18 protein-coding genes are annotated in these 18,952 nt (G+C 68.1%); 13 read left to right on the top strand and 5 right to left on the bottom strand.

The genetic code is table 11. The features are described from left to right. Positions 1 to 2: 2 nt before the first annotated feature. The gene (locus EV650_RS37510; protein ID WP_238174738.1) at positions 3 to 935 is read right to left on the bottom strand and encodes a hypothetical protein; all 933 of its coding nucleotides are present in this window, start codon (positions 933 to 935) and stop codon (positions 3 to 5) included. A gap of 164 nt (positions 936 to 1,099) precedes the next feature. Between EV650_RS37510 and pafA the strand changes: the two genes are divergently transcribed. The 3 genes from pafA (at position 1,100) to EV650_RS37525 (ending at position 4,913) form a co-directional block, all read left to right on the top strand. Next, positions 1,100 to 2,461, top strand: a complete 1,362-nt coding sequence (gene pafA, locus EV650_RS37515) for a Pup--protein ligase (RefSeq protein ID WP_134123999.1) — start codon at positions 1,100 to 1,102, stop codon at positions 2,459 to 2,461. Positions 2,462 to 2,512: 51 nt separating this feature from the next. Next, positions 2,513 to 3,799, top strand: a complete 1,287-nt coding sequence (locus tag EV650_RS37520) for a GNAT family N-acetyltransferase (RefSeq protein WP_134124000.1) — start codon at positions 2,513 to 2,515, stop codon at positions 3,797 to 3,799. Positions 3,800 to 3,941: 142 nt separating this feature from the next. Next, positions 3,942 to 4,913, top strand: a complete 972-nt coding sequence (locus tag EV650_RS37525) for an FKBP-type peptidyl-prolyl cis-trans isomerase (RefSeq protein ID WP_134124001.1) — start codon at positions 3,942 to 3,944, stop codon at positions 4,911 to 4,913. A gap of 30 nt (positions 4,914 to 4,943) precedes the next feature. On the opposite strand, the gene EV650_RS37530 is transcribed toward EV650_RS37525, so the two are convergent. Next, entirely contained in the window at positions 4,944 to 5,408 is a 465-nt protein-coding gene (locus EV650_RS37530) for a hypothetical protein (RefSeq protein WP_134124002.1), read from the bottom strand. A 31-nt stretch (positions 5,409 to 5,439) separates the two neighbouring features. Further along, entirely contained in the window at positions 5,440 to 6,540 is a 1,101-nt protein-coding gene (locus tag EV650_RS37535; protein WP_134124003.1) for a DUF3866 family protein, read from the bottom strand. Positions 6,541 to 6,626: 86 nt separating this feature from the next. Here EV650_RS37535 and EV650_RS37540 point away from each other — a divergent pair, with 86 nt between their 5' ends. After that, a complete protein-coding gene (locus EV650_RS37540; protein ID WP_134124004.1) occupies positions 6,627 to 7,580 on the top strand; it encodes a helix-turn-helix transcriptional regulator in 954 nt (317 codons plus the stop codon). Next, positions 7,577 to 8,548: a helix-turn-helix transcriptional regulator gene (locus EV650_RS37545; RefSeq protein WP_134124005.1), complete on the top strand. Its 972-nt coding sequence runs from the start codon at positions 7,577 to 7,579 to the stop codon at positions 8,546 to 8,548. The genes EV650_RS37540 and EV650_RS37545 overlap by 4 nt, the downstream gene beginning before the upstream one ends. Here EV650_RS37545 and EV650_RS37550 read toward each other — a convergent pair. After that, complete coding sequence (locus tag EV650_RS37550; RefSeq protein ID WP_134124006.1) at positions 8,545 to 9,735, bottom strand: winged helix DNA-binding domain-containing protein; 1,191 nt, start codon at positions 9,733 to 9,735, stop codon at positions 8,545 to 8,547. The genes EV650_RS37545 and EV650_RS37550 overlap by 4 nt on opposite strands. 141 nt (positions 9,736 to 9,876) lie before the next feature. On the opposite strand from EV650_RS37550, the gene EV650_RS37555 reads away from it, so the two are divergent. The 5 genes from EV650_RS37555 (at position 9,877) to EV650_RS37575 (ending at position 13,066) form a co-directional block, all read left to right on the top strand. Beyond that, positions 9,877 to 10,068 (top strand): hypothetical protein, encoded by a 192-nt coding sequence (locus tag EV650_RS37555; protein ID WP_134124007.1) that lies wholly within the window; start codon positions 9,877 to 9,879, stop codon positions 10,066 to 10,068. Between the two features lie 73 nt (positions 10,069 to 10,141). Continuing rightward, positions 10,142 to 10,429 (top strand): twin-arginine translocase TatA/TatE family subunit, encoded by a 288-nt coding sequence (locus tag EV650_RS37560; RefSeq protein ID WP_134124008.1) that lies wholly within the window; start codon positions 10,142 to 10,144, stop codon positions 10,427 to 10,429. 22 nt (positions 10,430 to 10,451) lie between these two features. After that, positions 10,452 to 11,270 (top strand): twin-arginine translocase subunit TatC, encoded by an 819-nt coding sequence (gene tatC, locus EV650_RS37565; protein WP_238174739.1) that lies wholly within the window; start codon positions 10,452 to 10,454, stop codon positions 11,268 to 11,270. A 3-nt stretch (positions 11,271 to 11,273) separates the two neighbouring features. Continuing rightward, positions 11,274 to 12,146, top strand: coding sequence for a diacylglycerol/lipid kinase family protein (locus tag EV650_RS37570; protein WP_134124009.1), 873 nt, complete (start codon positions 11,274 to 11,276; stop codon positions 12,144 to 12,146). Between the two features lie 95 nt (positions 12,147 to 12,241). Next, positions 12,242 to 13,066, top strand: coding sequence for a chitosanase (locus tag EV650_RS37575; RefSeq protein WP_134124010.1), 825 nt, complete (start codon positions 12,242 to 12,244; stop codon positions 13,064 to 13,066). A gap of 59 nt (positions 13,067 to 13,125) precedes the next feature. On the opposite strand, the gene EV650_RS37580 is transcribed toward EV650_RS37575, so the two are convergent. Then, positions 13,126 to 13,590, bottom strand: a complete 465-nt coding sequence (locus EV650_RS37580; protein WP_134124011.1) for a MarR family winged helix-turn-helix transcriptional regulator — start codon at positions 13,588 to 13,590, stop codon at positions 13,126 to 13,128. Between the two features lie 71 nt (positions 13,591 to 13,661). Between EV650_RS37580 and EV650_RS37585 the strand changes: the two genes are divergently transcribed. From EV650_RS37585 to EV650_RS37595, 3 genes are all read left to right on the top strand, one after another. Next, positions 13,662 to 14,567, top strand: a complete 906-nt coding sequence (locus tag EV650_RS37585) for an alpha/beta hydrolase (RefSeq protein WP_134124012.1) — start codon at positions 13,662 to 13,664, stop codon at positions 14,565 to 14,567. A gap of 215 nt (positions 14,568 to 14,782) precedes the next feature. After that, positions 14,783 to 17,599, top strand: a complete 2,817-nt coding sequence (locus EV650_RS37590; protein WP_134124013.1) for a DEAD/DEAH box helicase — start codon at positions 14,783 to 14,785, stop codon at positions 17,597 to 17,599. A 74-nt stretch (positions 17,600 to 17,673) separates the two neighbouring features. Beyond that, positions 17,674 to 18,942 carry a serine hydrolase domain-containing protein gene (locus EV650_RS37595; RefSeq protein WP_134124014.1) on the top strand — a complete coding sequence of 423 codons (1,269 nt, stop codon included), beginning with the start codon at positions 17,674 to 17,676 and terminating at the stop codon, positions 18,940 to 18,942. Positions 18,943 to 18,952: the final 10 nt, after the last annotated feature.

Below are 18,952 nucleotides of genomic sequence, written 5' to 3' on the forward strand. Positions count from 1 at the left end.
TATCAGGCGCCGGTGAGGTGGGTGCCGGCGTCGTAGTAGCGGAAGTACGAGTCGGTGGCCGGGAAGGTGGTCGGGACCTTGCCGAGGCCCTTGATGACCGTGGCAGCGCCGGCAGCGTGGCCGACGGCGTACAGGTAGCCCGCGCCGGTGTTCTTGTCGATGCCGAGCAGCAGGGTGCCGTTGTTACCGCACTTCTCCGCGATCAGGGTCTCGAAGCTCTGCCAGGTCGACGTGCGTACCTTCGTCACCACCGGCTTCCCGGAGCCCGTGGGCACCTGGACCGTGTACAGCGCGCCGCCGTTGGTGGTGGCCAGGAACGTGTCGTACGCCTTGCCCTGACCGATCAGCACCATCGTATTCACGGCCTTGAACCCGCTGAACGTCGTGTAGTACTTCCAGCCGCTCGGAGTGACCGTCCAGCGAGCGATCAGGCCGTCGGTGAACTGGTTGATCAACGAGTAGACGTTCGATCGGCTGACGCCCGAAGCGGAGTACCGGCTGAGCTCGACGTACTTGTGCAGGTCGTCCCAGCCGCCGCCGATCAGGGTCTGCTTGAGAGTCCCGGCGTTGATTTCCGTCCCGGTGCCGTCGGTGATGTAGCTGGTGCCGTACATCCGCACACCGACGACCGCCAGACCGGTGCGTTCCTCGCCGGCCGGTACGACGAGTTCGGTGCGTACGGCGGTGGGCAGGTGGGCCCGACCGTCCGCATACAGGTCTTTCGGGCCGACCTGCCGGGCACCGGCCGACGGGGTCGCGGTGATCTTCTGCTGGGTGAGGTCGCCACCGGGCGTGATCGAGCCCAGTCGCAGAGAGCAGGCCGCGGACTGGCTGGTCGTGCTCGCCGGAGCCGCCCCCGCGGGTGCGCTGACCAGCGTGCCCGCCGCGAGCGCCCCGACGGCGATCGCGCCCAGCGCTCGCCTGTTCTTGGTCATCTGGTGTGCCCTTCTCGCGTCGTCGGAGGCCGTTGCCTCCACTGGATCGATGCGGGCGGAGACTCGATTGTTGCGCCGCGTAGGTGCATCAAAGGGATAACGCCGCGATACGGCGCGCCTGAGATCTGGCCCGCTTGTCGGAACCGCGCCGTAGTGTGGGAGATGTGAACCGGCGAATCTTCGGTCTGGAGAACGAGTACGGCGTGACCTGTACGTTCCGCGGGCAGCGGCGACTGACCCCGGACGAGGTGGCGCGGTACCTGTTTCGGCGGGTCGTGTCCTGGGGGCGGAGCAGCAACGTCTTCCTCCGCAACGGGGCCCGGCTCTACCTCGACGTTGGCTCCCACCCGGAGTATGCGACCGGCGAGTGCGACTCGGTCACCGACCTGATCGCACACGACAAGGCCGGTGAGCGGATCCTCGAGGGACTGCTGGTCGACGCGCAGAAGCGCCTGCACGACGAAGGCATCTTCGGCGACGTCTACCTGTTCAAGAACAACACCGACTCGGCCGGCAACAGCTACGGCTGCCACGAGAACTACCTGGTCTCGCGGCACGGCGACTTCGCCAAGCTGGCCGACGTACTGATCCCGTTCCTGGTCACCCGCCAGCTGATCTGCGGCGCCGGCAAGGTGCTGCAGACGCCGCGCGGCGCGGTGTACTCCGTGTCGCAGCGGGCCGAGCACATCTGGGAGGGCGTCTCCAGCGCGACGACGCGGTCCCGGCCGATCATCAACACCCGCGACGAGCCGCACGCGGACGCCGAGCGGTTCCGCCGGCTGCACGTGATCGTCGGCGACTCGAACATGTCCGAGACCACGATGCTGCTGAAGGTGGCCAGCACCGATCTGGTCCTGCGGATGATCGAGGCCGGCATCGTGATGCGCGACCTGACCCTGGACAACCCGATCCGGGCGATCCGCGAGATCAGCCACGACATGACCGGCCGCCGCGAGGTCCGGTTGGCGAACGGCCGCGAGGCGAGCGCCCTCGACATCCAGGGTGAGTATCTGAACAAGGCCCGCGACTTCGTCGACCGCCGCGAGCTCGGTACGCCGGCTGTCGAGCGGGCGCTGTCGCTGTGGGAGCGGACGCTGAAGGCGATCGAGTCCGGTGACCTGACCGGGATCGAGCGCGAGATCGACTGGGTGATCAAGTACCGGCTGATCGAGCGCTACCGGTCGCAGAACAACCTCGGTCTGGCCAGCCCGCGAGTGGCGCAGCTCGACCTCGCGTACCACGACATCCACCGGCCGCGCGGGCTGTATTACTTGCTCGAGCGCCGGGGTGCGGTCACCCGGGTCGTCGACGACCTGCGGGTCTTCGAGGCCAAGTCGGTGCCGCCGCAGACCACGCGGGCGCGGCTGCGCGGCGAGTTCATCAAGCGGGCGCAGGAGCGCCGCCGCGACTTCACCGTCGACTGGGTCCACCTGAAGCTCAACGACCAGGCTCAGCGGACTGTCCTCTGCAAAGACCCGTTCAAGTCGCATGACGAGCGAGTAGAGAAGCTCATCGCCAGCATGTAGTTCCTGGCTAAATCAGGTGCCTGGTTGCTGTGCGCTGCTTAGAAAGGGCGCATGGCAATTGAAATCCGGCCGATCACCGCGGCTGAGTCCCAGGAGTACCTGCGCGTCCTGCCGTATGTGAACGGCTTTCTGCAGGAGGAGCCCGAGCCGTCGGCCTGGTACGCCGGTACGGCCGCCTGGCCACCGCAGGTACCGCCGGCAGCCACCGACCTCCAGCGGTACGCCGAGGAGTTGCAAGCGGACTGGTTCCGGCCGCAGGCGGCGTTCGTGGACGGCAAGATCGCCGGCGGATCGGCGATCGTGTCCGTGCAGGTCACCGTGCCGGGCGGACGTCAGTTGGCGCTGGGCGGAGTCACGTCCACGGCAGTACTACCGACGTACCGCCGGCGTGGACTGCTGCGGAAGATCATGTCCGCGATGCTGACCGACTGCCGGGAACGGGGTGAGTTCCTGGTCGGGTTGAGTGCGAGCGAGGGGACGATCTACGGGCGGTACGGGTTCTCGCCCGCGACGTTCCAGCACCGGTGGGAAGTTCGCCGTACCGACGTCTCCTTCCGGTCCGAGTTCACCGATCCGGGAGAGCTCGAGTTGGTGGACGGTGCGGTCGCGGCGGAGGTCTGGCCGGTGCTGCATGAGCAGGTGCGGGCCGAGCGAGTGGGAGAGATCAGTCCGTTGCCAGGCAAGTGGGACGGTCTCGCGTCCGGTGGGTTGCCGGCGGACGGGTCGGGGCCGGCGCATCACCTGGTGCATCGCGACGCTGCGGGTGCGGTGGACGGTGCCGCGATCTTCCGGTTGCCTTGGTCGCCCGATCCGGAGCAGGCCGGCGTACTGCAGGTGGAGGCGTTTGAAGCGCTGACGTCCGATGCCTACCGGGCGTTGTGGGGGTTGCTGCTGGACTTCGACCTCACCAAGCGAGTCGTTGCTGCACGGCGGCCGGTCGACGAGCCGTTGCGGTGGATGCTGACCAATCCGCGGGCGCTGAAGCTCACGCGCACCCGGGACAACCTTTGGCTGCGGATCCTCGACGTACCGCGTGCTCTGGAGGCCCGCACGTACGCAGCGACCGATTCGCTCGTGCTGGACGTGTCGGACGACCTGTTCGGTTCCGGTCGCTGGCGGCTGGACGCAGGACCCGACGGAGCCACCTGCACTGCAGTCGATCAGCAGGCGGACGTCAGCCTCGGCATCGGTGAGCTGGGATCGCTCTACCTGGGCGGTGTCCGGGCAAGTGAGCTGGCGTACGCCGGACGGATCGCAGAGCACCAGTCCGGTGCAGCGTCTCGGCTGGATGCGCTCCTGCGAACGGATCGCCAGCCGCACAACGCCGTCGGGTTCTGAGCGCCGTGACTGTACGTGGTGTGATTCAACGGTGACGCAGCCAGCCGGCCTCACCTTTGAACCCGCAAGCTAGGGTTGGCCGAGTTGTTGACCGGAGTCGATCGGCGCCGACCCGCGCCGGGATGTTCGAGGTGCTGGTTTCGTGCGCAAGTTGTTGAGTCTGGGCGTTGTCGCGGCCCTGGGGTTCTCCCTGGTGGCCTGTGGCTCCGAGAAGAAGCCCGAGTTCGGGGCCGCCGGTGTCAAGGTGACCGCCGACTTCGGTCAGAAGCCGACCGTCACCCACCGCGACGGTGACCCGGAGAAGCAGCTGGTGACCGAGGTCCTCAAGGAGGGCGACGGGCCCGAGGTGAAGAAGGGTGAGCTGCTCACCGCGAACTACCTCGGCCAGATCTGGCGCGACGGCAAGGTCTTCGACAACTCCTACGACCGCGGTGCGCCGTCGTCGTTCCCGATCGGGGTCGGCAGCGTCATCGGCGGCTGGGACGAGGGCCTGGTCGGCAAGAAGATCGGCAGCCGCGTGCTGCTCTCGGTCCCGTCCGACAAGGGCTACAAGGAGCAGGGCAACACCGACGCCGGCATCAAGGGCGACGACACGCTGATCTTCGTCGTCGACCTGGTCGGCGAGGCCGCCAACGACACCCCGCTGGACGCGAACCCGGTCACCCCGTCGACGCCGACCAAGATCACCGTCAGCGGCGCGCTGAACGCCGAGCCGAAGGTAACGGTCGCGGCCGGCACCAAGCCGCCGGCGAAGCCGGGCAAGCCGGTCGTGTTCGCACTCGGCAAGGGCAAGCCGATCGAGAAGGCCAGCCAGCTGATCGGCCGGTACGTCGTCTACGACTACACCGGCAAGAAGCAGGCCAGCACGTGGGAGGGCCAGCCCGCCACGGCGCAGAGCCCGGCGCAGCCCGCCGCCCCGACCGACCAGCTCCAGGTGGGTCCGAGCTCGACCGGCCAGACCGGCGCGCTCGACGGCCTCGCCGGTATCCCGGTCGGCAGCCGCGTCCTGGTCGAGCTCCCGGCGTCGAAGGACCAGGCCGGCAAGACGGTCAACGCCTTCGCCGTCATCGACATCCTGAACTCCTTCCCGGCCCCGAAGCAGACGGGCCAGTAGTCACAGCTCCGCATCGAAGGCCGGTCTCTCTTACCTGGGAGACCGGCCTTCGGCGTTGAACCAGCGGGCCGTGTCGCGGTGGAAGGTGAAGTACACCGCGCTGATCACCGCGGTGAGGTGCACGGTGCGGAGTACGGCGATGGTGACGAAGCTGACCGACCAGTCGATCGTGGTGAAGTCGCCGTTGTCGATCAGCCAGCCGATCGGTTCGGTGACGAGCGAGACCACGCCGACTGTTCCGAGTACGCCGGCCAGCAGGTAGCGCGACCAGCGCACGCCGCGCCGGAAGTACCGGTCGATGATCACGAACAGCGCGCCGTAGATCACCGCGCGAACTGCTATCTGCCCGGCGATCGCGGACGTCGAGGCGTCGTTCGCCAGCGCGAGCCCGACCTGGACCACGGTCTCCACGACCCCGGCGCCCACCGCCAGCAACCACAACATCGTCGCCGACCGGGCAGTCAGCGGTGCTTCGACCCGACTAATCGTTCTCATGCTTCCAGCGTGGCCGCGAAGAGCCGCTGGATCAGGAGTACTGCGTCCCCACTCCGGGTGGTGGTACATCCACCAGACCCGCCGCGTGCCGGCCCGCCGCGGCCGCAGCCTCGAAGTACGCGCGGTCCTCGTCCAGACCGCGCCCCATCGTCGACAGCTTGACCGGCGCTGCCCGCATCGCGTCGTACAACCCGTCCACGCCGACGCGCACCACCCGGTGCCGAGCCTTCAGCGGCTCGGCCGCATCGCGTACGGCGTCACCGAAGTCGCCCGGCAGATCCGGTACGACGACATCGGCCGGCTGGAGCGCCACCCGGCCGTACGCGGTCAGGCTGTGGTGCGAGATGCCGCGGTGGCGCGGTCGCGGGTCGGCCTCGGAGATCCGGAGCGACGCGACGGCCCGGCCGCCCAGGGTGCCGATCGCGTTGACCGCCTCACCTGACTGCACGCCAGAGAAGCCCCAGCGGGTTCCCGTACCCAGATTGCCCGGCCCTTGGGTAATGACGACCACCTCCGCCGCCAGGACCTGGACAGCCGTCAACAACCCGGTGTGGACGGTTACTGCCTCGCGGTCCCCGCCGTACGCCTGGCCGACGGTCACTGTGCCGCCAAGCCAACCAGCGTCCCGCAGCGTCGCCACACTCCGCGAGAACGCCAGCGGCAAAGCACCGCCGTCCGTCATCACGTAAACGACCCGCGTGGTCGGCCGGGCCTCGTAAATGCCCGCCAGCACAGCCGGCAGTGCAGAGTGCAGATCCGCAACGACCACTGGCGTCCCGAACAGGTCGTCCGCGTCCCGTAGTACGTCGTGGTCGGGGGAGTCCTGCTCGTCCGCACCGAGCACCATCGCCTGCAGCGGGGTGTACCGGGCTTTCACCAGGTGCCCGCGCTCCGGTGGGTCCTCCGGCAGCCGGTCCGGTACGGCGATCACCAACGCGTACCCACCTGTGCCCAGGCCGCGGTCCAGCGCGCCGACGTTGAGCAGCACGCGGTCGCCGACAACCGGCGTACCAACCAGGTCTGGGTAGGCCAGGGCGCGCACAGTCTGCGCACCGACCGTCACACTCAGCTCAACCGCGCCGGCCCAGCTCCGCCCGACCTGCGCCACCACACCGTCCCGCCAGCGAATCACGCAGCGACCTTAGCGCGTCGAACCCGTGTTCGAAGTTTCGGTGCGGTAAGGCGGGTTTTGACGCCCTGAGGCCGTAAGGTGGTCGGGTGTCGGCGCGGAAGAGTGAGCGACTGCTCAATGTGGTCATCTGCCTGCTGGTCGCGCGCACCTATGTGACGAAGGAACGCATCCGCGAGGTCGTCGAGGGGTACGCGGGCCAGACCGACGACGCCTTCGAGAAGATGTTCGAGCGGGACAAGGACGAGCTGCGCGACCTCGGCATCCCGATCGAGATGGGCACGATCGACAAGTTCTTCTCCGACGAGGTCGGGTACCGGATCCGCCGGGACGTCTTCGAGCTGCCCGAAGTACACCTGGAGCCGGACGAAGCTGCCGTGCTCGGCGTCGCCGCCCGGGTCTGGCAGCACGCGGGTCTGTCCGAGGCGACCACGTCGGCGGTGCTGAAGCTGAAGGCGGCCGGGATCCAGACCGACCAGTCCGCACTAAGCGCGATCGAGCCGCACGTCGGGGCGTCGGAGCCGGCCTTCGACCCACTCTGGTCGGCTGTGGTAGCGCGGCAGGCGGTCCGGTTCCAGCACGTCCGCAGTGGCGCGTCGGAGCCGACCAACCGGACACTCGAGCCGTGGGGCATCGTCTCCTGGCACGGCCGTTGGTACGTCGTCGGCCGGGACAGGGACCGTCAGGCAACCAGGATGTTCCGGATGTCGCGGATCGGTGGCGACGTACGGACGATCGGGGAACCGGCCGCGTTCACGGTGCCGGTCGGGACGGACCTTCGGTCGCTCGTGACCGAGCTGGCGCCGCCGCGGCCGACGTCCGAGGCGAAGGTGCGGGCGCGGACCGGGTCGTGTGTCAGCCTGCGTCGGCGGGCGAACGCGATCGAGCCCTACGAGGACGGCTGGGACCTGTTGCACGTCCCGTACGCCGACTCGTCGGTGCTTGCCGAGGAGATCGCTTCGTACGGCCCGGATGCCGTGGTCGAAGGTCCAGGGGACGTGCTGGACGGAGTGCTCTGGCGGTTGCGAACGGTGGCCGGATGAGTAACGCGCGTGATCAGGTGCAGCGGCTGCTCGCCCTGGTGCCGTACCTGCGGGAGAACGACGGTGCGCGGGTCGACGATGTGGCCAAGGAGTTCGGCGTACGGCCGAAGCAGATCATCGCGGACCTGAAGGTGCTGTGGTTCTGCGGGCTGCCCGGTGCGCAGATGGGCGATCTGATCGAGATCGACATCGAGGCGGCCGAGGGCGACGGCGTCATCCACATCAACAACGCGGACTACCTGGCGCGACCGCTGCGGCTGGCGGCTGCCGAAGCGCTGGCACTGCTGACCGCGCTGCGCACGCTGCGCGAAGTGACGGGCGGTCAGGACCGGGACGCGGTCGACCGGGCGATCGCCAAGCTGGAGCAGGCAGCGGGGGAGGCCGCGGCGGCGAGCGAGGGTGCTGCCGCACACGTCCACGTAGAGCCGGCCGCACCGGAGATCGCCGAGACCGTCAACCGCGGTCTGGCCACGAAGCGGCGGCTCCACCTGACGTACGACGTACCGTCGCGCGACGAGACCACCGAGCGCGACGTGGACCCGATGCGGCTGGTCGTGTCCGACGGCCGCAGCTACCTCGAGGCCTGGTGCCGCCTGGCCGAGGACGTCCGCCTCTTCCGCCTGGACCGCATCGCCGCCGTCAAACTCCTGGAACTGCCCAGCGAGCCCCCGCCCGAGGCCACGCCGCGAGACCTGTCGAACGGCATGTTCCAGCCCTCCGAGCGAGACCTCCTGGCCACCCTGAGGCTCGCCCCGCCAGCCCGCTGGGTAGCCGAGTACTACCCCAACGAGTCCGTCGAAGAAGGCCCCGAGGGCTCCCTGATCGTCAAGCTCCGCGTCGCCGACACCTCCTGGCTCCAACGCCTGGTCCTCCGCCTAGGCGGCGCCGCCACAGTCCTCGATCCCCCCAACCTCACCACCCAAATCGCTGCCACAGCGCGCGAAGCACTGTCGGCGTACGACGTTTAGCCCTGGCTGAGCTGCTTCTCCAAGGGGGAGCGGAAGCGGGGGGTGACGCGGACGCCGGCTAGCCAGGTGGTCCAGCGGGCTGCTTCGGAGTCGACCAGGGCTGTGGTGTCGCTGCCTACGTCTTCGAGGAGTTGGTAGCGAACCTCGCCGGACTCGGGTTGGCCCCAGCCGCCGATGATGCGGCCGTCCGCCCAGATAGTTGGGCCGATGTTGCCGGTGTTGTCGAAGACCTTGGACTTGTGCGGACCGAGGAACCAGTCGCGTTCCTTCCAGCCCATCGGCGTCGGGTCGAGGCCGGGCAGGAACGCGACCCACGGCTCGACAGGGACTTCGGGTGCTTCGTCGCCAGGCAGTACGTAGCCCACCTGTCCGTCCAGGTCGACCGCGACCGCTTCGACTGCCGCCAGCGCCTTCTTCGTCTGGCCAGCCGTCCACCCGGCCCACCACTGCAGGTCAGCCGCCGTACCCGGACCGAACGACGACAACCAGGCCCGCGCGAGCGTTACCCGCGCCTCGTCCGCCACCGGCCTGTCACCGAGCCCACCGGGCAGCCAGTCCACCGAAGGCGACCATTGGTGCTGGCCGCTCAACCACGTGCCGAGCGGCCGCCCGCGCACAATCCGTCCCTCAGCGGACAGCTGGAACAGCACGCGGCTCGTTACGTAAGGCTGAGCGGCGTACGTCTTCCCGACCGCCATACTCAGCCGCGTCCGTAGTCGTGGCTCGTCAGCGGACAGCTCCTGCGCCGTCGCCGAGCCCCGCAACGCCAGCGCGGTCGCCGTCGACTCCTCGACCGCCGCCAGCCACTGCCCGCACGCCTCCGCGTCCTCCGCGACCCCGGCCTCGGTCAGGTGCTTGACCAACAGCCTCCGCTGCTTCACCGCAATGTCATCCGTACACGCAGCCTGCACAACCGGCGCAAACGGCGTGGGTACGACGAAAACCGTCCGCCGCATGCCCAGCATCCGGATCAAAGAACGATCGTCGTACAGAGCACGCTCTGTGCCCGCAACGTCACTCCCTGGTACCCTCGCGGCAACACTCAGGTGGACCGTGGCCGGATCGGTGGCGTGCAGCGCGACCATCGACGCGGCCGCTTCGACCGGGTCGGCCGCCTGGCAGCCGGTCCCGAGCCGATGCCGCCGCCCGAGCCGTGCCCGCCGCTCCTCGACCCCGATCCGCACCATCCCTGACCCCAATCCGTTAGCGTCCCCGCGCTGCACCGCGCCTGCGGGACACTCGGTTTTACCATCACGTTCCGGCAGCGTTGTCCATCGAGACGCACCGCAGGCGTGGGTCATAGCCGGGAAGCGGTTAGGCTCCTGGGTATGTACTGGTTCCTGCTCTTCCTCGCGGTGGTGGCGGTGTGGCTGCTCGTCCTCGCCCTGCTCGCGAAGAAGTTGTGGGGCCAGGGCAAGGCACTGACGCGTGAGTTGGTCGCCGCCCAGTCCAAGCTGGACGCAGCGCAGTCCCAGGCCGGGTCCGGACAGGCCCGTGAGGATGCGCACGCTCCGGCGTAGTATTCGGCCACGAACTCAGACTCGAGCCCCGAGTTGATGTTGGCAGTGTTTGATGTTGGAAAGGGAGATCGACATGGCAGCACCGCTCCTCGGTATGCCCCAAGGCGCAGAGTGGCTCGTCATCCTCGCGATCGTCGTGCTGCTGTTCGGATCGGCCAAGCTGCCGGCGCTGGTGAAGCAGCTCGGCAAGTCGAAGAAGATCTGGGAAGAAGAGGTCGGCCCGAAGAAGAAGGACGGCGAGCTGTCCCAGGAGGCCTCGCAGCCCCCGGCACAGCAGCCGGCCCCGCAGGCCGCCCAGCCGAACCAGGTGAACGGCCAGGCGCCGGGCGACGGCCTGCCGCCGACGCACACGGCCAACTGAGCCGAACCGCCGACCTGTGTCGATGGTGAAGTTCGGGCGACGGAAGGACAAAGAGGACCGCCGCCCGAAAGACCCCGAGGGTCGGATGACCCTGCGTGAGCACATTGTCGAGCTCCGTAACCGGTTGCTCATCGCCGTGCTCGCGATCGTGGTGTGCACTGTGCTCGGCTGGATCTTGTACAACGACGCGTTCAAGTTCCTCACCCAGCCGTTCCACACCAGTGTCGGTGACCTGGCCCGGCAGCAGGGCAAGGAGCCGATCCTGACCTTCCCGGGTGTCGGTGACGCGCTCACCTTCCGGATCAAGATCTCCGCGCTCTTCGGCCTGGTGCTGGCCAGCCCGGTCTGGCTCTACCAGCTCTGGGCCTTCGTCGCGCCGGGTCTGCACCGCAACGAGCGGAAGTGGGCGTACATCTTCTCCGCGATCGCGGCCCCGCTGTTCGCCACCGGTATGGCGGTGGCGTACTGGACGCTGCCGAAGGGCATCGCGATCCTGATCAGCTTCACCCCGCTCGACATCCAGAACCTGATCGAACTGCCGACGTACCTGGACTTCGTGATCCGCACGATGCTGGTGTTCGGCATCGCGTTCCTGATCCCGCTGGTCGTCGTCCTGCTGAACATGGTCGGCGTCGTGCCGGCCAAAGCCCTGGCCAAGTTCCGGCCGTACATCATCTTGGTGATCTTCGTGTTCGCCGCGGTCGCGACGCCGTCCGGTGATCCGTTCACGATGTGCCTGCTCGCGATCCCGATGTGCCTGCTGTTCTTCGCCGCCGAAGTGATCGCGCGGATCAACGACAAGCGTCGTTCGCGGAACAACGAAGAGCTGCTGGCGGACTGAGTTTTGAGTAGACGCATCGCGCTGGTGGTGAATCCGACCTCCGGCCGGGGCCTTGGTGCCCGGATCGCGCCGGCGGTCCGCCAACGGCTGACCGACGCCGGGCTGACCGTCGACGTGTACGAGACAACCTGCGCCGAGGACGTCGGGCGGATCTCGACCGAGGTGGTCGCGTCCGGTGCGGACGCGGTCACGCTGATCGGCGGCGACGGCACGATCCACCTCGGCGCCCAGGCGCTGGCGAACTCCGGGATGCCGTTCGGCGTGATCCCGGCCGGCACCGGTAACGACTTCGCCCGCGGTCTCGGCGTACCGCTGAAGGACCCGGCCGCCGCAGCCGACCTCGTCATTGCCGGCCGGACCCGCACGATCGACCTCGCCACCGCGAAGGACGAGTTCATCACCACGGTCGTGGCCGGTGGCTTCGACTCGCTCGTCAACAAGCGCGCCAACGCGATGACCTGGCCGAAGGGCAACGCCCGCTACACGGTCGCGACCCTGGCCGAGCTGCGCACCTTCCAGCCACTGGAGTACGTCGTGACCGTCGACGGCGACCAGATCGAGACCAGCGCCATGCTGGTCGCGGTCGGCACCGGCCCGATGTACGGCGGGGGACTGCAGATCTGCGCCGGCGCCGAGCTCGACGACGGGCTGCTGGACGTGACGATCATCCAGCCGGTGTCCCGGCTGACCCTGCTGCAGATGTTCCCGAAGCTCGCCAAGGGCACCCACGTGGGTCACCCGGCGGTGCGGACGCTGCGCGGCCGCTCGGTCCGGATCGAGTCGCCCGGCATCACGGCGTACGCCGATGGTGAGCCGCTCGGACTGCTCCCGGTCGACATCGGCATCGCGCCCGGTGCGCTGACCGTCTTCGGCTGAGAAACATTAACGTCCGAGCTATTCTCTTTTCCGCTCTCCCTCTGATAGGAAAGCTTCCTAACAGTTAGTTTCCTCGGACGCCCCTCGGAGGAGTCATGGAGAATCGCCCCACCCGCCGGACCGCACTGCTGCTCGGACTGTCGCTCGCAGCCGTCCCGACCGGCATCGCCGTTTCCCGCTACGCCCCGCACGCCGACGCCGCCGTCCAGGCGACCGGTCTGGACGATCCCGCGAAGAAGGAGATCGCGATGGAGATCGTCTGCAGCGCGGAGAACTCGTCGCTGGACTGGAAGGCGCAGTACAAGTACATCGAGGACATCGACGACGGTCGTGGCTACACAGCCGGCATCATCGGGTTCTGCTCCGGCACCGGCGACATGCTCGAGCTGGTCGAGCTGTACGCCGACCGCAAGCCGGGCAACGTGCTGCAGAAGTACCTGCCGGCGCTGCGCGACGTGAACGGCAGCGACTCGCACGACGGCCTCGACCCGAACTACACCAAGGACTGGAAGACCGCCGCCAAGGACACCGTCTTCCAGGGTTGCCAGAACGACGAGCGCGACCGCGTCTACTTCAACCCGGCGGTGGCCCAGGGCAAGTCCGACGGCATCGGCACGCTGGGCCAGTTCTGCTACTACGACGCGATCGTCATGCACGGCCCCGGCAACGACTCCACCAGCTTCGGCGGGATCCGCAAGCGGGCCCTGACCCACGCCAAGCCGCCGGCGCAGGGCGGCAACGAGACCACCTACCTGAACGCCTTCCTCGACGCCCGGGTCTGGGCGATGAAGCAGGAGGAGGCGCACAGCGACACCAGCCGCGTCGACACCGCGCAGCGGGTCTTCGTCCGCAACGGCAACCTCAACCTGAACACACCGCTGGACTGGAAGGTGTACGGCGACCCGTACCACATCAGCTAGTCAGCACCGGACACGCAGCCGGGCTCTCTCGGACCACCAGGAAAGAGAGCCCGGCTGCGTCATGTCTTGAACACCTCGCGGCGGTCAGTGCGCGAGTCGGACTCCGCGCGCTGTCTGAGCATCGACAGGCTCGTGGCTAGTTGGTCGAGGACTTCGGTTGGGAGGATCGATCCGACCCAGGTGTTCAGCTCAGCCTCGACGGTCGGCTTGGCCGCGGTCAACGCGTGCTCGCCGTCCGGAGTGAGTGCGACCAGCGACGAGCGGCGGTCGTCGGGGTTTGCGGTACGGCGTACTCGGCCGGCGGACTCGAGTCGGTCGACGGCCTTGCTGGTCGCGCCGACGGTGATCGCCATCGCCCGGGCCAGGTCGAAGACCCGGGTGGTGCCGTGCGCCTCGATGAACCTCAGAAACTCGAACTGACCGAGCGGGAGCTCGTGCTCCGCCTTCAGCCGGGCGTCGAGAACGTTGTAGAGCCGGGTTTCCAACCGGACCAGGTCCGTGAACAATGCTGTGAGATCAGTCACGGAATTAGATTCCTCGGAATGTAGTTGGAGAGAACTATATTCCTCGGAATCTATCACCAGGAGACCCAACCATGAGCGCTGAAGAACGTGCCGCCGTTCGCGGCATGATGCAGAAGGCCGAGCTCGGGCGGACGCCGCAGGAGCAGCGCGCCGGCTTCGACGAGCTGTTCGCGAGTCGCCCGCTCGGGGACGATGTGACGCTCGCGGATCGGACGCTGGGCGGCGTGCCGGCCCTGGACGTGCGCGTCAAGGGTGCAGACGCAGAGGGGGTCATCCTCTATCTGCACGGCGGTTCGTACGTCGTCGGGTCCGCCCGGACCGGGGCCAACCTGGCCGCGCCGCTGTCCCGCCGCAGTGGCGTTCCGGCGATCTCGCTCGACTATCGGCTGGCGCCTGAGCATCGCTTCCCGGCCGCGGTCCACGACGCGTTGGCGGCGTACAAAGAGCTGGTCGAGAGTGGCCAGAACGTTGTCATCGCTGGTGATTCGGCGGGTGGTGGGCTCGGAGTGGCGACGATGGTCGCGGCCAGGGCCGAAGGGCTGCCGCAACCGGCCGGGGCGGTCCTGTTGTCGCCCTGGACCGACCTCGCGCTGACCAGTCCGAGTATGGACGGGCGCGGCGACGACGACCCGCTGTTCAGTCGCGCCAACATGGCCGAGTCGGCGGAGCACTACATGGGTGGCGCGGACCCGAGGAACGAGCTGGCCAGCCCGGTCCTCGCGAACCTGAAGGGCCTGCCGCCGCTGCTCGTCCAGGTCGGTACGGCGGAGGTCCTGCTCGACGACTCGCTCCGGTTGGTCGCACGGGCGGCCGAGCAGGACGTGGACGTCAGCCTCGACGTGGTCGCCGGGGCACCGCACGTGTACCAGTACTTCGCCGGTCTCCTGCCCGAGGCCGACGAAGCACTCGATCACGCGGCGACGTTCATCAAGACCCGGTTAGCTGCGGCCAAAACCCGCAGTGGTGCAGCCGGCTGAGACTGACCTGCGTTCGTCCAGTACTGCAGCATCTGGTGCGACAGCGTGGTCTGCGCCGGGTTCATCGTCGTACCGAAGTCGAAGAGGTACCCAAGCTTCGAACACGACAAGTGGTCACGCTGCGACTCTAGGAAGGCAATCCTTCCGTCGGATCAATCTTTGGTATCCGCTGGTCGGCACAAAGTTTGTAGGTGGCGTCGCATAGCCTGTGGTGTATGAGTACCCCGTCCGAGAGATACGCCGTGTTCCGCTCGGATGGAGAGCACCCCGCCGTCAAGGAATTCCGCGGGCTCTACGACTTCGAGCTGGACGACTTCCAGTTGCGCGCTTGTGCCGCCCTCGAGGACGGGCACCAGGTGCTGGTCGCCGCGCCTACCGGCTCCGGGAAGACGCTGGTCGGCGAGTTCGCCGTCCACCTGGCCCTGCAGCGCGGCCAGAAGTGCTTCTACACCACGCCGATCAAGGCGCTGAGCAACCAGAAGTACGGCGACCTGGTCAGCCGGTACGGCGCGGACAAGGTCGGCTTGCTCACCGGCGACAACTCGGTCAACTCCGAGGCCCCGATCGTGGTGATGACCACCGAGGTCCTCCGGAACATGCTGTACGCCGGATCGCAGACGCTGCTCGGCCTTTCGTACGTCGTGATGGACGAGGTGCACTACCTCGCGGACCGGGCCCGGGGCGCGGTCTGGGAAGAGGTGCTGATCCACCTGGCGGACTCGGTCTCGGTCGTCTCGCTGTCGGCGACCGTGAGCAACGCCGAGGAGTTCGGCGACTGGCTGGAGACGGTCCGCGGCAACACCGTCGTCGTGCTGGAGGAGAAGCGGCCGGTGCCGCTGTTCCAGCACGTGATGGTGGGCAAGCGGCTGCACGACCTGTTCGCCGGCGAGGCGCCGACCGCACGTGTCGGTGCCCCTACCAAATCAGGCAACCCGGCCAAGGCCAACGGACCGGTCAAGGCCGACGTCAAGGACCTGGTCAACCCGCAGTTGGTCCGGATCGCGCGGGACGACAACCGGATCTTCCGGGACGACTCGCGCAAACCCCGGCGGCGACGCGATCTGCCGAAGGGACGGCCGTCGCGGTCCCACTTCACGCCGTACCGCTCGGATGTGGTCGAGGAGCTGGACGCCGGTGCGTTGCTGCCGGCAATCTTCTTCATCTTCTCCCGCAAGGGCTGTGAGGACGCGGTCGTGCAGTGCCTGCGGTCCGGTCTGCGGCTGACCAAGCCGTCCGAGCGGGACGAGATCAAGCGGGTGGTCGCCGAGCGGACCGCGGACCTGCCGGACGAGGACCTGGGCGTGCTCGGGTACCACGACTTCGCCGAGGCGCTGAGTCGGGGGATCGCGGCGCACCACGCGGGCATGCTGGCCGCGTTCAAGGAGGTCGTCGAGGAGCTGTTCGCGCGCGGCCTGATCAAGGTCGTGTTCGCCACCGAGACGCTTGCCTTGGGCATCAACATGCCGGCCCGCACGGTCGTGCTGGAGAAGTTGTCCAAGTGGAACGGCGAGGCGCACGTCGACATCACGCCGGGGGAGTACACCCAGCTGACAGGCCGGGCCGGGCGGCGCGGCATCGACGTCGAGGGGCACGCGGTCGTGCTCTGGCAGCCCGGTTTCGATCCGCGCGAGGTCGCCGGCCTGGCCAGCACTCGGACCTATCCGCTGCGGTCGTCGTTCTCCCCGTCGTACAACATGGCCGTCAACCTGGTCCGCCAGGTCGGGCGGACCAGGGCGCGGGACATGCTCGAGCTGTCGTTCGCGCAGTTCCAGTCCGACCAGGCCGTGGTCGGGCTGGCGCGGCAGGTGCAGCGCAACACCGAGGCGCTGGAGGGGTACAAGGAGTCGATCGAGTGCCACCTCGGCGACTTCCTCGAGTACGCCGCCCTGCGCCGGCGGATCAGTGACCGGGAGTCCTCCGGTTCGAAGCGGCGCAAGCTGGACCGCCGGGTCGAGGCGCAGGAGTCGATCGAGAAGCTCAAGACCGGGGACATCATCCGGATCCCGGCCGGCCGGAGCGCGGGCTGGGCGCTGGTGCTCGACCCGGGCATGCGGTCGGAGCGCGAAGGTCCGCGGCCGACCGTGCTGACGCTGGACCGGCAGGTGCGGAAGCTGTCGATGGTCGACTTCCCGACCCCGGTCGAGGCGATCGGCTCGCTGCGGATCCCGCGCAAGTTCAACCCGCGCAACCCGCAGCAGCGCCGCGAGCTGGCCCAGGTACTGCGGAACCGGACCGACCTGCTCGGCGAGGACGGCCCGCCGTCGTGGACTCGCGGCAAGGACGTCATCAGCCATGCGGACGATCCCGAGCTGCAGGAGATGCGGGCGCAGTTGCGCGCGCACCCGTGCCACGGCTGTTCGGACCGCGAGGACCACGCCCGCTGGGCCGAGCGGTACTTCCGGCTCGACCGGGAGAACCGGGACGTGCAGCGGAAGATCGAGCAGCGGACGAATACGATCGCCCGCCAGTTCGACCGGGTCTGCCAGGTGCTGGACGCGCTGCACTACCTGGACGGCGACAAGACGACCGAGGCCGGCGACAAGTTGGCCCGGATCTATACCGAGCTCGACCTGGTCGCAGCTGAGTGCCTGCGGCAAGGAGTTTTCGACGAGCTGACGGTGCCCGAGCTGGCTGCTTGCCTGGCCGCATTGGTCTACGAGTCGCGGTCGAAGGACGAGCCGACGTCACCGCGGTTGCCGCGTGGCGACGTACGGGAAGCGCTGGAGCGGATGGGTGTGATCTGGCGGGATCTGTCGGCGCTGGAGCGGGACATGCGGGTCGACTTCCTGCGGTCGATGGACCTGAACTTCTGCTGGCCCGCGTTCCGCTGGGCGTCGGGTGCATCGCTGGCGGAGGTGCTCTACGAGTCGGACCTGGCCGCGGGTGACTTCGTTCGCTGGGTCAAGCAGCTCATCGACCTGACCGAGCAGATCGCGGACGCGGCCGGCGCCACTCCGCTGCGCAAGACGGCGCGCTCCGTCGTCGACCAGATCCGTCGCGGCGTGATCTCGTACGCATCCGTGGTCGAGTAGACCTCTTCGGGTGCAAGACTCTCCTTCGTTGTAAACCCCTGCCCAGAAGTTGTTTGCTGAAGGAGAAAACGTTCGTGGAGCTGTCGCGCCGGAATCTCGGCAAGCTTGCCATCGCGACCGGAGGGGTCGCGGCCGTCGGAACCGGGGTCGGGACTGTCCTGGGCCGCTCGGCCGATGCCGCCGCCACCTGGAAGACCACCGGCACCACGGTCCCCGCGCTCGCCGGTTTCGACAACCAGATGAAGGCCTTCATGCAGGCCCGCGGCGTGACCGCCGGTCAGCTCGCCGTCACCTACAAGGGTCGCCTGGTGCTTGCCCGCGGCTACAGTACGTCGACCGCGCTGACCGTCCAGCCGACCTCGCTGTTCCGGATCGCTAGCCTGACCAAGTCGTTCACCGCGGCCGCGATCGTGAAGCTGGTGCAGGACGGCAAGCTCAGCCTGTCGACACCGGTCGCCGACATCATCGACATCACCCCGGCGACCGGTCTGACCCGGGACGCGCGCTGGTCGACGATCACGCTGTGGAAGGTGTTGCAGCACCTCGGCGGCTGGGATCGCGACGTCTCCGGCGACCCGCTCGCCAAGGACGCGACCATCTCCCGGACCCTCGGCGTACCGATGGAGCTGCAGCACGCCGACGTGATCAAGTACATGGCCGGGCAGAAGCTGGACTTCAACCCGGGCACCAAGGTTGCCTACTCGAACTTCGGCTACCTGCTGGCCGGCCGCGTGATCGAGAAGGTCACCGGTCTGCCGTACGCCACGTACGTGCAGCAGAAGCTGCTCGCTCCGTTGAAGATCACCCGGATGACGCAGGGCTACACGATCGCGAAGCACTCCGGTGAGACGTCGTACGAGTCGCAGTACACCGCGCCGACCGTGCTGGACATGTCGGGGAAGACCGTCGCCGCGCCGTACGGCTCGTTCAGCATGCGGCTGCACGACGCGAACGGCGGCTGGATCTCCAGCGCGCCGGACCTGGTCCGCTGGGCGAAGATGTTCGACGCACCGACGAGCGTGCTGAACAGCACCTCGCTGAGCAAGTTCTGGTCGAAGCCCTCGACCGGCGTGAACTCCGACGGCTGGTACTACGGCCTCGGCTGGCAGGTCCGCCCGGTCACCGGCGGCACCGGCCGCAACACCTGGCACACCGGCAGCCTGCCCGGCACCTTCACCATCGTGGTCCGGACCGCCGGCGGGATGAGCTGGGCGGCTCTGTTCAACCGCCGCGACGACGCCAGCGGCAAGTCCTACGGCGACATCGACGCAGCGCTGTGGACGGCCGCCAACGGCGTGAAGACCTACCCGACGAACGACCTCTTCCCCCAGTACTTCAGCTAGAAAGCAACCT

Source organism: Kribbella kalugense (genome assembly GCF_004365875.1).
Lineage (GTDB): Bacteria > Actinomycetota > Actinomycetes > Propionibacteriales > Kribbellaceae > Kribbella > Kribbella kalugense.